At 40.4% G+C, this 16,837-nt stretch carries 13 protein-coding genes and 1 other RNA gene (1 of these 14 only partly in view); 1 reads left to right on the top strand and 13 read right to left on the bottom strand.

What is annotated here, in order from left to right; genetic code table 11:
* From dnaX to speE, 12 genes are all read right to left on the bottom strand, one after another.
* Positions 1-1,328, bottom strand: the 5' portion of a protein-coding gene (dnaX, locus tag PO903_RS06185) for a DNA polymerase III subunit gamma/tau (protein WP_273592901.1). It extends 424 nt beyond the left edge of the window; only the first 1,328 of its 1,752 coding nucleotides appear in the window; it begins with the start codon at positions 1,326-1,328; its stop codon lies beyond the left edge, outside the window.
* 143 nt (positions 1,329-1,471) lie between these two features.
* Positions 1,472-1,738, bottom strand: an RNA gene (ffs, locus tag PO903_RS06180) — signal recognition particle sRNA large type.
* 127 nt (positions 1,739-1,865) lie between these two features.
* Positions 1,866-3,224, bottom strand: coding sequence for a transcription termination factor Rho (rho, locus tag PO903_RS06175; protein WP_273592900.1), 1,359 nt, complete (start codon positions 3,222-3,224; stop codon positions 1,866-1,868).
* Between the two features lie 238 nt (positions 3,225-3,462).
* A complete protein-coding gene (gene murA / locus PO903_RS06170) occupies positions 3,463-4,722 on the bottom strand; it encodes a UDP-N-acetylglucosamine 1-carboxyvinyltransferase (RefSeq protein WP_069328590.1) in 1,260 nt (419 codons plus the stop codon).
* A 144-nt stretch (positions 4,723-4,866) separates the two neighbouring features.
* The gene (gene fba / locus PO903_RS06165) at positions 4,867-5,721 is read right to left on the bottom strand and encodes a class II fructose-1,6-bisphosphate aldolase (protein ID WP_069328589.1); all 855 of its coding nucleotides are present in this window, start codon (positions 5,719-5,721) and stop codon (positions 4,867-4,869) included.
* A 153-nt stretch (positions 5,722-5,874) separates the two neighbouring features.
* On the bottom strand, positions 5,875-6,261 hold the full coding sequence (locus PO903_RS06160; protein ID WP_069328588.1) for a response regulator: 387 nt from the start codon (positions 6,259-6,261) through the stop codon (positions 5,875-5,877).
* Positions 6,262-6,624: 363 nt separating this feature from the next.
* A complete protein-coding gene (gene pyrG, locus PO903_RS06155) occupies positions 6,625-8,226 on the bottom strand; it encodes a CTP synthase (RefSeq protein WP_069328587.1) in 1,602 nt (533 codons plus the stop codon).
* 275 nt (positions 8,227-8,501) lie between these two features.
* Positions 8,502-9,044 (bottom strand): DNA-directed RNA polymerase subunit delta, encoded by a 543-nt coding sequence (rpoE, locus tag PO903_RS06150; RefSeq protein WP_069328586.1) that lies wholly within the window; start codon positions 9,042-9,044, stop codon positions 8,502-8,504.
* Between the two features lie 183 nt (positions 9,045-9,227).
* A complete protein-coding gene (gene argS, locus PO903_RS06145) occupies positions 9,228-10,907 on the bottom strand; it encodes an arginine--tRNA ligase (RefSeq protein WP_069328585.1) in 1,680 nt (559 codons plus the stop codon).
* A gap of 30 nt (positions 10,908-10,937) precedes the next feature.
* Positions 10,938-11,375: a YwiB family protein gene (locus tag PO903_RS06140; protein ID WP_069328584.1), complete on the bottom strand. Its 438-nt coding sequence runs from the start codon at positions 11,373-11,375 to the stop codon at positions 10,938-10,940.
* Between the two features lie 250 nt (positions 11,376-11,625).
* Complete coding sequence (locus PO903_RS06135; RefSeq protein WP_273592899.1) at positions 11,626-12,831, bottom strand: WD40/YVTN/BNR-like repeat-containing protein; 1,206 nt, start codon at positions 12,829-12,831, stop codon at positions 11,626-11,628.
* Between the two features lie 161 nt (positions 12,832-12,992).
* Positions 12,993-13,823, bottom strand: coding sequence for a polyamine aminopropyltransferase (speE, locus tag PO903_RS06130; protein WP_069328582.1), 831 nt, complete (start codon positions 13,821-13,823; stop codon positions 12,993-12,995).
* A gap of 171 nt (positions 13,824-13,994) precedes the next feature.
* On the opposite strand from speE, the gene PO903_RS06125 reads away from it, so the two are divergent.
* On the top strand, positions 13,995-14,636 hold the full coding sequence (locus PO903_RS06125) for a DNA-3-methyladenine glycosylase (protein WP_273592898.1): 642 nt from the start codon (positions 13,995-13,997) through the stop codon (positions 14,634-14,636).
* Between the two features lie 32 nt (positions 14,637-14,668).
* Here PO903_RS06125 and PO903_RS06120 read toward each other — a convergent pair whose 3' ends face one another.
* Positions 14,669-16,693 carry a putative bifunctional diguanylate cyclase/phosphodiesterase gene (locus PO903_RS06120; protein ID WP_273592897.1) on the bottom strand — a complete coding sequence of 675 codons (2,025 nt, stop codon included), beginning with the start codon at positions 16,691-16,693 and terminating at the stop codon, positions 14,669-14,671.
* Positions 16,694-16,837: the final 144 nt, after the last annotated feature.

The raw sequence follows: 16,837 nt of genomic DNA, 5'->3' as shown, positions 1-16,837 counted from the left end.
TGAGAAGGAATTTTGGCTGCTGAAGATACTCTTGCTGTTGGAGGACGTCTTCCAGAGCTTCCTGTCTGATTACGGTCGCCTGCATCGCCACTTGCCGCTATTCCTGATTTTAACGCTTTATCTAGCTTTTGTTCTAATTGAGCTAATTGCTGTTTGAGTTGTCGAATCTCTGAAGCATCTGTGGGCGTATGACTGCTTGAAGACGTGGTCACTTCTGCCGTATGATCTCCATGTGATCCTGTATTCGGTATACTGCCTAATTTCAACAGAGCCACCTCAAATAACATCTGAGGCTGAGCAGCATACTTCATCTCGGTCTGATAATGATTCAACGTATCAATCATGGCAAACAATTGTTCTTTTGTAAATGCAGCTGCTGTTTCTCGAAAAATCTCGGGATCGAGCATTCGCTCTGTTAAATCTCCTGCTTGTGGGATCATCTTAATCATCAATACATCACGGAAATAATAGAGTAGATTCTCCATACATTTCTCTGCGCTTTTACCTTCTTGCATAAATGACTCTACCATCTGTAGTACTTTGCCGATATCTCCATGTAACAATGCAGAGGCTAGTTCCGCAAACTGTTCAGAAGCGATACCACCGGTCATCTGCAATACTTGAGTATAGGTTACTTTGCCATCTGTAAAAGCTGATACTTGATCCAGAATACTAACTGCATCACGCATCCCACCATCTGATAAACGAGCAATGTATTCTAACGCATCACGATCGGCTTCAATCTGTTCTTCTCCGGCGATCAATGCAAGCCGATCTGTCTGCTCTACTAAAGATACACGGCGAAAATCAAAACGCTGACAGCGTGATATAATCGTAGCTGGTAATCGATGAGGTTCTGTTGTAGCTAGAATAAAAACAACATGAGCTGGTGGTTCTTCCAGCGTCTTAAGCAACGCATTAAATGCTTCTGTTGTTAACATATGGACTTCATCAATAATATATACTTTGCGTCGTACTTCAGTAGGCGCGTATTTGACTTTTTCCCGTAGATCACGAATTTCTTCTACACCACGGTTGGATGCAGCATCGATCTCAAGCACATCCATAATATTGCCTGATGTGATCCTTTTGCAAGTTTCACATTCGTTACACGGCTCTATAGCCGGCCCATGTTCACAGTTAATCGCTTTTGCAAAAATTTTGGCAGCAGACGTTTTACCTGTTCCTCTTGGACCACTAAACAGATAGGCATGTGAAATACGCTCTTCCCGAATGGCATTTTGCAGCGTCTGAATGATATGCTGCTGTCCAACCATGTCCTTAAACGACTGCGGTCGCCAAGCACGATAAAGTGCGATATGCTCCACTTGCTTACCCTCTTTCTTCTTTGAATACTTCATTTAATTATACTATAGATTAGACCTAAGCAAAACATCCGAAGCTCTATTTTACAAACAAAAAACACCTGATGTCCTGAGACAAAAGGTGTTATTGAATACATTATTATATACCGTGCACCTGTTATCGATTATTGCGATCCAAGCGGTTTTTCTGAACCACGACTCAGGATAGGCACTCCTTCGGCACAAGAACAAAACTGCTTATGGCTGCTTTCTTCCGAACCTGACCAGATTCACAGCAGTCCTTTGCGAAGGACCCAGCCGTCAACACCGTATTCAGATACCAGCCTCACATCGACAAAACCTAAAACAGGAATTCAACCTCGCTACAGCGGATTGCGAGTTACAGGGCACCGCTACCTCCCCATCTAGCACGGCATTAAATTATTATAACCGAGAGAAGCTTCTAATGCAATGGACAAGATATTTTGTTTTAAAAAAGTTCATTTTTATCACATAAAGTGGCGCTTCGAATCCTAAACGCCACTAGATTTCAATCTTATGTCACTTTGTCGAAGCTGGAGTTGCAGATCGCGTTGGTCGTCTTCCCGGACTACTTGAAGCACTGCTATTGGTAGGCTTTTTCGCGCCACTGCTTTTGCTTTTCGTATTGGTTTCTTCAGAGGTATCAAACGAAGCTAAGAACTCTTTGTTCGTCTCTGTGTTACGCATTTTTTTGAGGAATCCATCTACAAAGTCTGGCGTTTCGTTCATGTTTTTACGAATATGCCAGATTGTATCTAGTTCTTCTTTGCCAAGTAAATCTTCTTCGCGTCGTGTACCAGAACGACGAATATCGATCGCTGGGAAAATACGACGTTCTGCCAATTTGCGATCCAAATGAAGCTCCATATTTCCTGTACCTTTGAACTCTTCATAAATGATATCATCCATACGTGAACCTGTATCGATCAATGCTGTCGCTAGAATCGTTAGGCTACCGCCTTCTTCTACATTACGTGCTGCTCCAAAGAAACGCTTAGGACGATGGAATGCTGCTGGATCAATACCACCGCTTAGTGTACGTCCAGATGGCGGAATCACCAAGTTATACGCGCGTGCCAGACGAGTAATACTATCTAACAAAATAACCACGTCTTTTTTATGTTCTACCAGACGAAGTGCACGTTCAAGTACCAATTCAGCAACTTTGATATGGTTTTCTGGCAATTCATCAAATGTAGAAGCCACAACTTCACCTTTAACGGAACGCTGCATATCTGTTACTTCTTCCGGGCGCTCATCAATTAACAATACAAACAAATCAATCTCAGGATTGTTGGTGGAGATGCTGTTCGCAATCTCTTTAAGAAGCAAAGTTTTACCTGCTTTGGGAGGTGCAACAATTAGACCACGTTGTCCAAGTCCAACAGGTGCAAGAACATCCATAATACGAGTTGATAGTTTATTCTGAGCGGTTTCTAAGACTAGTTTGTCCTGTGGATAAAGAGGAGTTAATGCTGGGAAATGAAGACGCTCTGCGGCTTGTTCAGGGCTTGTTCCATTGACTGCATTGACTTGAAGTAATCCAAAGTAACGTTCATTTTCTTTAGGTGCTCTACATTTACCAGAGACCAGATCACCGGTACGAAGATCAAACTTACGAATCTGTGATGCTGAAATATAGATATCTTCATGACTTGGAAGATAATTAATCGGTCGTAAGAAACCATAACCTTCAGGTAAAATTTCAAGCACACCTTGCATAAACATCAAACCGCTTTTTTCAGCTTGTGCACGCAAGATTGCAAAAATTAACTCTTTTTTCTTGAGCTGTCCATAATAAGGAATCTGATACTGTTTAGCTAGCTTATACAGATCAGTCAGCTTCATTTCTTCCAAATCGGAAATTTGTAAATCCATAAAATAACCACCTATTCAATTTTATCAAGATTGTTGAGACAAATATAAGCCTACTAATATAAAGATAGGAAAATGGAGAAACTACATGTAAAAGGAGTGTATTATTTCAAATGCGTTCATAGGATAGCATTACCCATTTTGGGAGGAGATATTCAAGAGGTATGTATTTTATTGGAAAATACAAAAGAGTTCTCCTCCCCAACAGAGGGATGACTTCAAAAACGATGGTCTGACCTATTTATACGATTTCTCTCCAAACATCTGCGCCTAAGTTGCGTAAATTCTCTACCAAATGATCATAACCACGATCGATAAATTCAACACCTGACACTTCTGTAATTCCTTCAGGAACCGTTAAACCCGCAATCACAAGAGCAGCACCTGCACGCAAATCCGTCGCTTTGACTTTGGCTGCATTCAGTGGGGAACCTTCGATAATCGCAGAACGGCCTTCTACTTTGATCTTAGCGCCCATTCGTGCTAATTCTGGAACATGCTTAAATCGACTACTGTATACAAAATCACTAAGCACACTAACCCCTTGAGCTTGCGTAAGCAGACTTGTCATTGGTGACTGTAAATCTGTCGCAAATCCTGGATACGTTAATGCTTTTACATCAACATGGTTGTACGTCGGTCTACCCATTACACGAATACCTTCGTCTAACTCTTCGACTTGAACACCCATCTCTAATAACTTGGCTGTAATAGCTTCCAAGTGCTTAGGAATAACATTATCAATCAAGACGTCTCCGCGAGTGGCTGCTGCTGCCACCATATATGTTCCTGCTTGAATACGGTCAGGAATAATTGAATGTCTACAGCCGTGCATTTCAGTGACACCTTCGATACGAATAGTCTCTGTGCCTGCACCTTTAATAATGGCTCCCATCGCGTTCAACAATGTTGCTACATCTATAATCTCAGGCTCTTTCGCCGCGTTTTCAATAATAGTGTGCCCTTTGGCTCTTGCAGCCGCAAGCATGATATTAATCGTTGCTCCTACACTTGCAACGTCCAAATAAATCTTAGCTCCACGTAATTCTTTAGCATATAAATGAATAGAACCATGCTCATTCGTTACTGTCGCTCCTAAAGCTTCAAAACCTTTGATATGTTGATCGATAGGACGAGGCTCAAAATTACATCCTCCTGGCAAACCGATCGTTGCTTCTCCAAAACGTCCAAGTAGTGCACCCATCATGTAATACGAAGCTCTTAACTTTTTGACAGGTCCATTCGGCATAGGAATAGATCTGACATCACTTGGATTAATACGCATCTGGTTTTCACTTTCGTGCCAGCTTACACTTGCTCCAAGATTTTCTAAAATTTCTGCATAAACGGCTACATCGCTTAATAGCGGCAAGTTATCCAACACGACTTCCGATTCCGCAAGCAATGCCGCAGGAATAAGCGCAATGGCACTATTTTTTGCACCGCTGATCGTTACAGTTCCCTGCAACGGGCGTCCGCCACTAATCATTAATTTTTCCATAAAGCTTAATGTCCCCCTACGTGTTTTGCATCCGGTAAACGATACGTGATGTTGAATTTTGGTAATGAAAATGGAAAGACACCGACTAGGCGGTGTTCTTCCCACAATCTATTATTTAAAATGTCTTATACAAAAACAATATTCTTATGCTTTGTTGCTTGTGCCAAACTCACGGATTTTACCGATAACTGTTTGTTTGATAGCATCGCGACCTGGAACAATAAATGTACGAGGATCGTAAGCATCTGGTTTAGCAGCAAGTACTTCGCGAACTGCTTTTGCAAATACGATTTGGTTCTCTGTATTTACGTTGATTTTGGATGTTCCCAAAGAGATTGCTTTGTTGATATCGTTTGTAGGAATACCAGTACCACCGTGCAATACCAATGGAATTTGAACTGCGTCACGAACTGCTTCCATTTCTTTGAAGCCTAAGTTAGGCTCGCCGTGGTAAGGACCGTGTACAGAACCCAATGCTGGAGCTAATGTATCGATACCTGTTTCTTTAACGATACGTACACATTCGTTAAGATCAGCATACATGATACCACCGATAACGTCATCTTCTTGTCCGCCTACAGTACCAACTTCAGCTTCAACAGAAACGCCTTTAGCGTGTGCATATTCAACTACTTTTTTAGTCATTTCGATATTTTCGTCGATTGAATGGTGAGATCCATCGATCATTACAGATGTAAATCCAGCATCGATTGCTTCTTTACATTTGTCAAAGCTAGAACCATGATCCAAGTGAATAGCAACTGGAACTGTAACTTTCAAGTCATGAATCAATCCTTCTACCATTTTAACAACAGTAGTGAATCCGCCCATATGACGTGCAGCACCTTCAGATACACCAAGGATTACTGGTGATTTTTCTTCTTCCGCTGCTCCCAGAATCGCTTGAGTCCACTCCAGGTTATTGATGTTGTATTGACCCACTGCATATTTTCCTTCAAGTGCTTTGTTTAACATGTCTGTCATAGATACTAATGGCATAATGATATCCTCCTTGAGAATGATGGTATTTGTAAGCCGATACTCGCATACGTTGCTTATTATAACACAACCCACTTCAAATACTAAACAAGCAATTTAAAAAGAGCTATGCGTCTTTGCATAGCAAAAAACCTATCTTTGTAGGATAGGATTCTATTTTTGCTGATCGACTTGATTACCGCGCAGGTTTTGATCCACTACATTTCTCATTTCATCAATATCAAAAGGTTTGGTGAAATGACTGATAGCGCCTAAATCCTTAGCTTGTTTGATAATATCTAATTCTCCATAAGCTGTCATCATAATCACTTTAATTTGCGGATGCGTTGATTTGATATGTTTTAAAATTTCTAATCCATCCATGCCTGGAATTTTCATATCCAGAAGAACAAGGTCAGGTGTATCTTGCTCTACCACTTCAAGCGCCGCTTTACCATTTGCTGCCTGATACATTTGGTAACCTTCATTACCGAAAAGTTCCATAAGTAAAATTCGAATTCCGTTTTGATCATCGACAATAAGGATTTTCTTCTGTTCCACGGGTCATCCTTCCCTTCATCGTTGCTAGAATAGTATGCTGTGATTTTTTCTTAATTAGAATGAGGAGGAACGTACAATTCAAACGATTAGTTTACAGATATCAAAATTGACGTCGGATAACATAGTATATAAATTCGCTTTTTATCGTACATTTCCTGCTTGTTCCTAAATTTGTTTCGACAAAAATTAGGTTTACTTTCTAATATTAGTCACTAATTGTAATAACTATTTTATTAGGTTAATTATATAGTTAATTGATCTTATTGAGAAGCTAGTTAGGATAAATACGTGTATGTATACATAAAAAGGCGACTTCTTTCTTCACGAATGGAAGAAAGAAGTCGCCTTATCATCATCTATTGATTAGCCTTGATGTGCAAGTGATGCTTTGACAAATTCACGGAATAACGGTTGTGGACGGTTCGGACGAGAAGTAAATTCTGGATGGAATTGTACTGCTAAGAACCAAGGGTGTTCTGGAACTTCGACGATTTCTACCAATCGACCATCTGGTGAAGTACCCGAGATCTTCATACCCATATTCTCGATTTGCTCACGGTATTGGTTGTTGAATTCATACCGGTGACGGTGACGCTCATATACTAACTCTTCACCGTAACATTCCATAGCCAGTGAACCTGGTTGTAATTTACAAGGATACAATCCAAGACGCATTGTACCTCCTAAATCTTCGATATCTTTTTGTTCTGGTAACAAGTCAATTACCGGATAAGGTGTAGCTGGATTAATTTCAGAACTATTTGCTCCTTCTAATCCTGCAAAAGCACGTGCATATTCGATAACAGATACTTGCATACCTAAACAAATACCGAAGTAAGGAATACTGCGTTCACGGGAATAGCGAATTGCACTGATTTTGCCTTCAATACCACGATCGCCGAAACCACCTGGAACGAGGATACCACCCACACCGCCAAGCAATTCATGTACGTTCTCGTCTGTAATTTCTTCTGCATTGACCCAACGCAATTTGACATCTGCATTCGCATGATATCCTGCATGAGACAATGATTCAACCACACTCAAGTAAGCATCATGTAAGGCTACATACTTACCAACAATCGCAATCTCGACTGTTTTTTCCAAGTTTTTGATACGATCTAATAGGCTCTGCCATTCCGTCATATCTGGTTGAGGTGTATCTAGTTTGAGATGATTTACTACGATCTCATCTAGACCTTCATCACGTAGATTTAGTGGCACTTCATAAAGAGAAGAAGCATCACGACATTCAACTACAGCATTAGCATCAATATCACAGAACAATGCAATTTTAGCTTTCATATCTTCAGACAATTCATACTCTGTACGGCATACAATCACATTCGGTTGGATACCGATACTACGTAATTCTTTAACACTATGTTGTGTTGGCTTTGTTTTCACTTCACCTGCTGCTTTGATATAAGGAATCAAAGTTACATGGATATACATCACATTGTCGCGACCTACATCGCTTTTGATCTGACGAATTGCTTCAAGGAACGGAAGGCTTTCAATATCACCTACTGTACCCCCGATTTCGGTAATTACGATATCAGAACCTGATTCACGACCTGCACGGAATACACGCTCTTTGATTTCATTTGTAATGTGTGGAATCACCTGTACTGTTCCACCCAAATATTCGCCACGACGTTCTTTGCTAATTACGGAGGAATATACTTTACCTGTTGTTACGTTACTGTTTTTGGACAAGTTAATATCAATAAAACGCTCGTAATGTCCTAGATCTAGATCTGTCTCTGCGCCATCATCAGTTACGAATACTTCACCATGCTGGTAAGGACTCATTGTACCTGGATCGATATTGATATACGGGTCAAACTTCTGAATCGTTACTTTCAAACCTCTGTTCTTTAACAACCTACCAAGTGATGCCGCTGTGATACCTTTGCCGAGTGATGATACGACTCCGCCTGTTACAAAAATATACTTTGCCACTGTATGACCTCCTAATTATTTTCCAGAAATTCCGGCGATATATGGGGGGTTACACAGCCCCTTTTCCTTATAAAAAACAAAAAAAGTGACACCCGTAGCTACGGGGCACTTTTATTTATTACAGCATTTGAGAAAATGCGTATACGTTTAGTTATAGGTTTAAATGATAAGCCCAAGCAATAGTTTACTCTGTATCTTAATACCGTGTCAAGACATATCCTCAAGAAAAAAAGCCTGCCTAAAACAGGCAGACTTTGATCCTTATTGATAGAAGATTAATCTTTCTTATCTTCTTCTACATATTCTTCATCTTCGTCTTCATCGTCGTCATCATCTTCGTCGTCGATAACAAGATCAGCTTTATCTTCATCATCATCTTCACCGTCAACAAAGATATCATCGGAATCTTCATCTACTGCATCGTAGTTCTCATCTTCCGGCTCATCTGCATCAACAACATCTTCGTTATTGAATTCTTCGTCTTCGATATCATCGTCTTCTTCATCGTTGATAATACGAGGACGCTTCGCATTAGCGATTGGATCTTCTGCACGCTCAAGCGGATACCAACGTTTAAGACCCCATAGGTTTGTACCTACACAGGCAAAACGACCATCTACATTAATTTCAGTATATAGTTGAGCGATATATTCATCAGTTTGTGCTTTAGTAAAGCCACGTAGTTCTGCAACTTCCTTCATAAGGTCACGGTAGTATAGAGGCGTATTGATTTTTTTCAAAATAGCAACAGCCAAATCTACCATCGGAATTTCGTGTACCTTTTCCGGATCGATTTTTAATTCTTGCGGTGTACTCACTTACGGACACTTCCTCTCGGATCCATTTTCACGCTTTATCATTCACGTTTTTTCGCACAAAAAATGCAAAATGCTGAGTTAAGTAAAACCTATTTATCAGCAAAAATCAAGTTTTTTACAAAAAATCGGATGATTTGCATGTTTTGAGATATAACGTTTTAAATTTGTACCAATATTCGTCGATTACATACGCTCTGGTGCAGATACTCCAACAAGTCGAAGTACGTTCACAATAACGGTACGAACGCTACCTAACAAAGCCAGACGAGCAGCTGTTTGTGCTTCGTTGTCTGTCAGTGTACGTTCTGCTTTGTAATAACTATGCATCATAGATGCTAGCTCGTAGACATAGCGAATCAGGCGGTGTGGAGCATAGTTCTCAGCTGCTAGGGCAACTTCTTGAGGCAATTCGCCCATTTTGTGCAATAGATTATATTCATGCTCACTTGTTAATAAGCTGTAATCAATTGCAGATAACTCAGGCAACTGGATACCTTGCTCTTCGGCTTGACGATAAATACTACAAATCCGTGCATGTGCATATTGAACATAGAACACAGGATTTTCGTTAGAAGTCGAGATCGCCAAATCCATATCAAAATCAAGATGAGAATCGATACTGCGCATCGTGAAGAAATAACGAATAGCATCTACGCCTACTTCTGCCATCAAGTCTTCCATCGTTACAGCTTTACCTGTACGTTTGGACATTTTGACTTTCTCGCCATCTTGGAAAAGACTAACCATTTGCGCAATCAGCACGACCAATTTCTCAGGATCGTTACCCAATCCCTGCATCGCTGCTTTCATACGTGGAATATATCCATGATGATCTGCACCCCAGATATTGATCATTTTATCGTAACCACGACCGTATTTATCTTTGTGATAAGCGATATCTGGTGTCAAATACGTATACGTACCATCGTTTTTGATCAATACGCGGTCTTTATCATCGCCATAAGCAGTCGTACGAAGCCATGTTGCACCATCCAGTTCATAGACTTCTCCACGCTCACGTAGCTCATCCAATGCGTCTAGTACTTGACCTGTTTCGTATAGCGAAGTCTCACTAAACCAGATATCGAACTTCACGCGGAATGCTTCTAAATCACGCTGAATTTTTTGCAATTCTTTTTCAAGACCGTATTGACGGAAAAAGGCAGCTCGCTCACCCGGTGATTGCGATAATAGACGGTCGCCTTCTTGTGCTACTAATTCTTTAGCAAAGCCTTTGATATCTGCACCATGATAACCATCTTCAGGCATCGCTGCATCTTGTCCAAGCTCTTGCAAATAACGAGCTTCAATCGAGCTACTCAAGTTCGATACCTGATTACCTGCATCATTAATATAGTATTCGCGAGTGACTTGGTAACCTGCAAAGTCAAAAATATTACACAATGCGTCACCAAAAGCAGCTCCACGAGCATGTCCTAAATGTAGACTACCTGTTGGGTTCGCACTAACAAACTCAACTTCGACTTTTTCGCCTTTACCGTGTTCGATACGTCCATAGTTTTCACCTTGTTCTGCGACAACTTGGATGACCGGATATAGATAACTTTTGTTCAGCGTAAAGTTGATAAATCCAGGCCCTGCAATCTCAGCGTGTTCAATATCGCCTTGTTTGAGATCGAGGTTAGCGATAATATCTTCGGCGATCTGACGTGGATTCTTTTTAGCGATTCGAGTTAACTGCATCGCAATATTGGTTGCTAAGTCTCCGTGCGCTTTGTCTTTAGGTACTTCAAGCACCACTTCAGGTACTTCTTCACTGCTTACAATATTAGCTGCGATTACTGCTGCATGCACAGCTTCTTTCACTGCACTGCGGCTTTGTTCCAATGGATTACGTGTCATCTTCTACTGCTCCTCCTGTGTTCGCATGGTTCACACTTCGTCTATTTCGTGCGTATCCAATGCCTGTATATGTAAACTGATCTTAAATGTCCCTGTAAGCTCTTCATGCACATACAATTCGTATTCCCAGTTTACACGTCCAAGATGTCCATCTAGCTCTTGTGTCAATTGTGTGGTGTGTGTCGAAAGTGCAAATGTCATAAACGGCGAACGATACGAACCAGGTAGTTGCTTTTCTTGACGAAAAGTCTGATCTGATTCTACCCCACCACGTCTCATAATTTTCACTTCGTGATCATCGATCTTCACGACAGTACGAACTTCCTGCTGAAGAGTATCTGCGGATTCAGTGTAACGAATATATAAACTGCTGCCTTTTTGAAAAGCCTGCCCGATAAATTGAGTTGTGCTTTGCTCTCCATCTTGATCGCTATGCAATGTCAATTGTACCTGATTGAATTCAGTCATAAGATCCAGCTCCATTTTTGATGATGCGCCATGTTAGCTTGTTGAATATAGAACATTTTCACGATTAATTCAATAAGCTCAATCTCTTCTATTGTACCATTATATTGAACCGTACGTAGAGATTCTAAGCAAAAAAATACGTTTTTATTGGAATATGCTTTAGATTCTGATCCATGTCATTGACTTCTGTCTCTACAAAATATACACGAAAAGAAAAGCGACTCCATATAGAGTCGCTTCTACTTTATGCTTACTGTTTATCTGTAGCTACAAATTTTAATGTAGCAGACCATGTTTTACCACCGTCTTTGGTCGTATAGATCGCTGGCGTTAACGAATCGGTTACAGCCAGATAGCCTACATTTTGACTTAAAAACGAAATGTCTGCGCTGATACCATCAATTGTAGCTGGCATATTGTTCCACGTTTTGCCACTGTCCAGAGATCGTCCAACCGCTACTTTACCACCCGCTGGTGATCCGCCTGCAAGATAAGAAATCGTACTGCCTACAAATTGCATATTACCTGGATGTCCACCCGGTTGGGCAGGTCCTTCACCATTACCTAGAGCGCCTGTACCCGGTGCTTTGCCACCGCCGGCTGTCGATTGTCCAAAGACTTGACGCCAACTTTTGCCGCTATCTGAGCTTGCATAGACCGAGTAAGAGACTTGAGACATACCTGCTCCGCCATACAAGATTGCCCATACTTGCTTACCACTCGCATAAATTTCTCCACCAGAGACTTCAAGTGAACCTACGCTAAGCGCTGTTGTCCATTTGTTACCACCATCGATTGTCTCCATAATACGGTAGCCGCTGTTGCTACCTGATACTGTTTTGAGTACCCAACCTGTATTGCTATCCTGAAAATAACCACCGCGCGTATTCGCAGGTGTAGGAATCGCTGTCCATGCTGCGCCACCATTTATCGTTTTGTATACACCTGATGTGGTATATGCAAAACCTGTACTGCCTGATTTCTTATCGATTTTGTTAAATCTAATATTACCTTTATACGGACTTTTCCAAGTTGCTCCGCCATCGGTTGTCGTTAAAAATACAGGTTTTTGTCCAGATTTTGCACTGGCCAATGCCCATCCTTGTGTATTGGTACTAAATTCAATCTGACTGAACTGCCATGTACCCGTATAAATTTTTTGCCAGTGACATCCACTATCCGATGTACCGATCAAAAATCCATTTCCTGCTGCTCGACCTGTCGTTTGACTCAGAAAATCGGTATCGGTAAAATGAATATCTTCTTGAATGCTAGATGAACGCCCTTGCTCCAATTGAGATTGAAGAGTAGAACTATTCACATCACATGCTTTTGACGTTTTGGCAGATACAGGAGTTGCACTGAATCCAACCATTCCTAGTAACAAAACTAATACCATCATTATACTTAACGATGGATACGATCCATATGAAACACGATTATTGTTCATCTTCATCTATTCATCCTCCTAGAATATGTTACATACATGGAATATTCGTCTATGTACTATATAATATTACCCTTATTCATACAAAAAGAAGACCTGTCTTCTTCTATATTATATAAAAGAGGATACAGATCTTCTCAATTCACTCATTTATTTCTAAAATAAATCTCTTATTTGCACAGATCTTCTACAAATTTAGGCAAAACAAATGCCGCTTTGTGTAGACGTGGTGTATAATATTTGTTGCTTTCCATTTCAGGAATAGACGCTTCGTCAACTTGAAGTGGATCATGTACTTTGCTACCCATTGTAAATGTCCATAGACCACTAGGATATGTCGGAATATTAGCACCGTATACATGTACGATTGGGAAAATTTCTTTTACATCTTTATTAACTTGCTGAATCAGATCAGCTTTGAACCAAGGATTATCAGTTTGCGCTACAAAGATTCCATCTTCTTTTAGTGCTTCATAGATTCCTTGATAGAATCCACGTTCAAATAGTGGAGCAGCAGGTCCTACAGGCTCTGTAGAATCAACCATAATCACATCATATTTATTTTTGTTTTCAATAATGTGCATATAACCGTCGTTAACCAATACTTCAACACGCGGGTTGTCGAGTTCGCCAGCGATTTCAGGTAAGTATTTTTTGGAATATTCGATCACTTTACCATCGATTTCAACCAATACTGCTTTTTCTACTTCTGGGTGCTTCAATACTTCACGAATAACGCCACCATCGCCGCCGCCAACAACTAATACATGCTTAGGGTTAGGGTGCGTATTCAATGCAGGATGAGCAACCATTTCATGATAAACGAATTCATCTTTAACGGTAGTCATAACCATGCCATCTAGTACAAGCATGCGTCCGAATTCTTCTGTATCGATCATCGCTAAGTCTTGAAATTCTGTTTTTTCAGTAACAAGTGTCTCACGAATTTTTGCTGTAATGCCGAATACCGGCGTTTGTTTTTCGGTATACCATAATTCCATATTTATTACCTTCTTTCGCATATATTTGTCGGAATCGAAAAGGTCGATGTTACCACATTCATTTCGCATTATACGCGATATAAGACTAGACTGCAAAAGGAACTTTAAAGCCATTCGTATAGAATCCTACGATACAAAAAGATCATACATTTTAAAAAAGGAGTCGAATCCATGAACATCTCAGATATTGTCCAAATGAAGGCACTTGATGCGGCTCCACGTCTACTGGGTCAAATCATTAGCCGAATAACTCCAGCAGGTGAAATACGCTGTCGCATCGTTGAGACAGAGAGCTATGGTGGTGCTGAAGATAAAGGAAGTCATGCTTATGGTAATCGTCGGACAGCTCGTACTGAGATGATGTTTAGACAAGGTGGAACTTCTTACGTCTATCTGATCTATGGTATGTATCATTGTGTAAATGTAGTCACTGGCGATGTTGATGATCCACAAGCTGTACTTATTCGTGCCGTAGAACCTTTAACGAAGCGAGACGAGCAATTAATGACTACTTTAAGACCCACCGATTCACGCCGTATGCGCAATCTATCCAATGGCCCAGGTAAGCTCTGTCAGGCACTAGCGATTGATAAGTCTTTAAATGGTATAAATTTGCTCGCTAGTGGGGGCTTACTTCGCCTAGAACAATCGCCTGTTCTGGAAAACGAGTCATTTGAAATTGAATGTGGACCTCGAATCAATATCGATTATGCTGAAGAATACGCAAGTAAACCATGGCGCTTTTATATCAAAAATCATCTTTATGTTTCTGCCAAAAATGCGATGCCTACTACACTACTATTGGATTCTTAATCTAAAAAAAGATGTCGCTATAGGCAGAAGATTTACTCTGCTAGCGACATCTTTTGATTAGAAGCTTGTATCCATTGATCCATTTGTGAAATGGTCATCGGCCGACCATAATAGTAACCTTGCATCACATAACAGCCTTTAGATTGCAAAAATTCAACTTGTTCTTGCGTCTCTACACCTTCTGCCACTAAATCTAAATTTAGATTATCAGCAATAGCGACAATCGTGCTAATAATGGCTTGCTTGGAAGGAATATCGCTTTTTCGAATAAAGATCTGATCGATCTTCAGAATATCAATCGGAATTTCATCCAAAATGCCTAATGATGAATAACCTGTGCCAAAATCATCTAGTGAAATCTTGACTCCCAATTGCTGTATATATTGCAACTGTTCTACAGTGCCTTCGGTACCGTTCATCGCAATGGATTCAGTAATCTCTAGCTCTACATAACGAGCTTCAATGCCTGTGTCTTGGATCACCTTTTCTACATTGCTTGCAAATTTGGGACATTCAAACATCCGCGCTGACATATTCACTGAAATAGGGACATAGATATGATGTTGCGTTTGCCAGGTCAAATTCTGCTGACACGTTTCTTCTAGCATCCAATGAGTAATCAACATGATCAACCCTGTTTCTTCTGCAACAGGAATAAACTCTGCTGGAGATACCATACCCAGTTCTGGATGATTCCAGCGTAATAATGCTTCCATTCCTGTCAAACGATCATGCAATGAATCCCATTTCGGCTGATACACAATAAAGAGTTGCTTACTTTCAAACGCTCGCCGTAGATCATTTTCCAATTCCATTCTTCGAATCTGACGACGATTCATATCTTCACTAAATATACTGTATTTGTTTTTTCCTGAACTTTTGGATACATACATAGCTGTATCTGCTGCACGCATCAGAAAAGAACGTTCATACCCGTGTTGAGGCACTAGAGCAATACCTATACTGCCAGTGACAAATAACTCAATGCCTCCTAATTGATAAGGCTTCTTAATCACCTCTAAAATTTGTTCTGCAAGCTGTTCAATATCTTCGGTTATCCCTTTATTTGTTGCAATCAAAAACTCATCCCCACCTAAGCGGAAAACAACGCCCTGATCCATCATATACAGTTTAAGTCTGCGTGCTACTTCGACCAGTAATTCATCACCGATATCATGTCCAAGCGTATCATTGATTGACTTGAACCGATCTAAGTCTAGAAAAAGAACAGCACCTGCTTTTTGCGACTTAAATTCTTTTTCAAAATAACGGTGTAATCCATGTCGATTCGGTAAACCTGTTAATGGATCACTATAGGCCATACGTTCCAGAATATGACGTTCTACAAAAATCGCAGCCCATGAAACAGCCAAAATCAAAAACGTCACAACAGCAACCCCTGTAATCAAAAACAGTTGTCCTTTCATCGACTCATCTGCTGAATCGGTATGTGTATAGTGAAATTGAGCTGCCGCCATCCCTGTATAATGCATACCAGATATTGCAAACCCCATCACAATCGAACTATACAATTTCCAGAGACTGAAGTTCGGTCGATTCCGAAAACGACGGAATAAAAATAAAGCAGCATACGACGCTCCCAAAGCCACAAGAACAGATAACATCAAATAAAAAGGATTGTACGTAATTTCAGCATCCATCTCCATGGCGACCATTCCGGTATAATGCATGGTTACAATCCCTATACCCATCGCTGCTCCACCTACGGCTATTTTCCACAAGCGCATCACAGAATCTAACGTGACATAAAAGGCTATGAAAGACGCACTTATGCTGGCAAAAGCAGATAAAAAGGTAGTCCCTACATCATAACGAATATTGACACCTGTATGAAAAGCCAGCATCCCTACAAAATGCATCGCCCATATCCCGCCACCCATTACAAAAGAACCTGAACCTAACCATATGATTTTATGTGTACCTCTCGATTGAGAGACTTTATTTGCCAGATTCAATGCGATATAAGACGCCAATATTGAAATGACTAAAGATAATGCGACAATCGTAAAATTGTAATGAATATACATGTGTTCCATACTCAACCTCCTTGTACACAGCTCTATACTTAATAGAACGGTTACTTCACTTATTTTCGTTATAGCAAATTATCCCAATTTTTGATTTTAAAAAAATAGATGGCAGATTCTTTTACGAATCGTACCATCTATTTTTAATAAAAA

This window comes from Paenibacillus sp. PK4536 (assembly GCF_028594455.2).
Classification (GTDB): domain Bacteria; phylum Bacillota; class Bacilli; order Paenibacillales; family Paenibacillaceae; genus Saccharibacillus; species Saccharibacillus nuruki.
This window is presented reverse-complemented; position numbering and strand designations above follow the sequence as displayed.

What these genes read in the sequence shown, in the direction of transcription:
- PO903_RS06125 (WP_273592898.1), top strand. Translation starts at nt 13,995, where the DNA reads ATGAACATCTCAGATATTGTCCAAATGAAGGCACTTGATGCGGCTCCA.
- PO903_RS06120 (WP_273592897.1), bottom strand. Translation starts at nt 16,693, where the DNA reads ATGGAACACATGTATATTCATTACAATTTTACGATTGTCGCATTATCT.
- PO903_RS06135 (WP_273592899.1), bottom strand. Translation starts at nt 12,831, where the DNA reads ATGAAGATGAACAATAATCGTGTTTCATATGGATCGTATCCATCGTTA.
- fba (WP_069328589.1), bottom strand. Translation starts at nt 5,721, where the DNA reads ATGCCATTAGTATCTATGACAGACATGTTAAACAAAGCACTTGAAGGA.
- rho (WP_273592900.1), bottom strand. Translation starts at nt 3,224, where the DNA reads ATGGATTTACAAATTTCCGATTTGGAAGAAATGAAGCTGACTGATCTG.
- argS (WP_069328585.1), bottom strand. Translation starts at nt 10,907, where the DNA reads ATGACACGTAATCCATTGGAACAAAGCCGCAGTGCAGTGAAAGAAGCT.
- PO903_RS06140 (WP_069328584.1), bottom strand. Translation starts at nt 11,375, where the DNA reads ATGACTGAATTCAATCAGGTACAATTGACATTGCATAGCGATCAAGAT.
- murA (WP_069328590.1), bottom strand. Translation starts at nt 4,722, where the DNA reads ATGGAAAAATTAATGATTAGTGGCGGACGCCCGTTGCAGGGAACTGTA.
- speE (WP_069328582.1), bottom strand. Translation starts at nt 13,823, where the DNA reads ATGGAATTATGGTATACCGAAAAACAAACGCCGGTATTCGGCATTACA.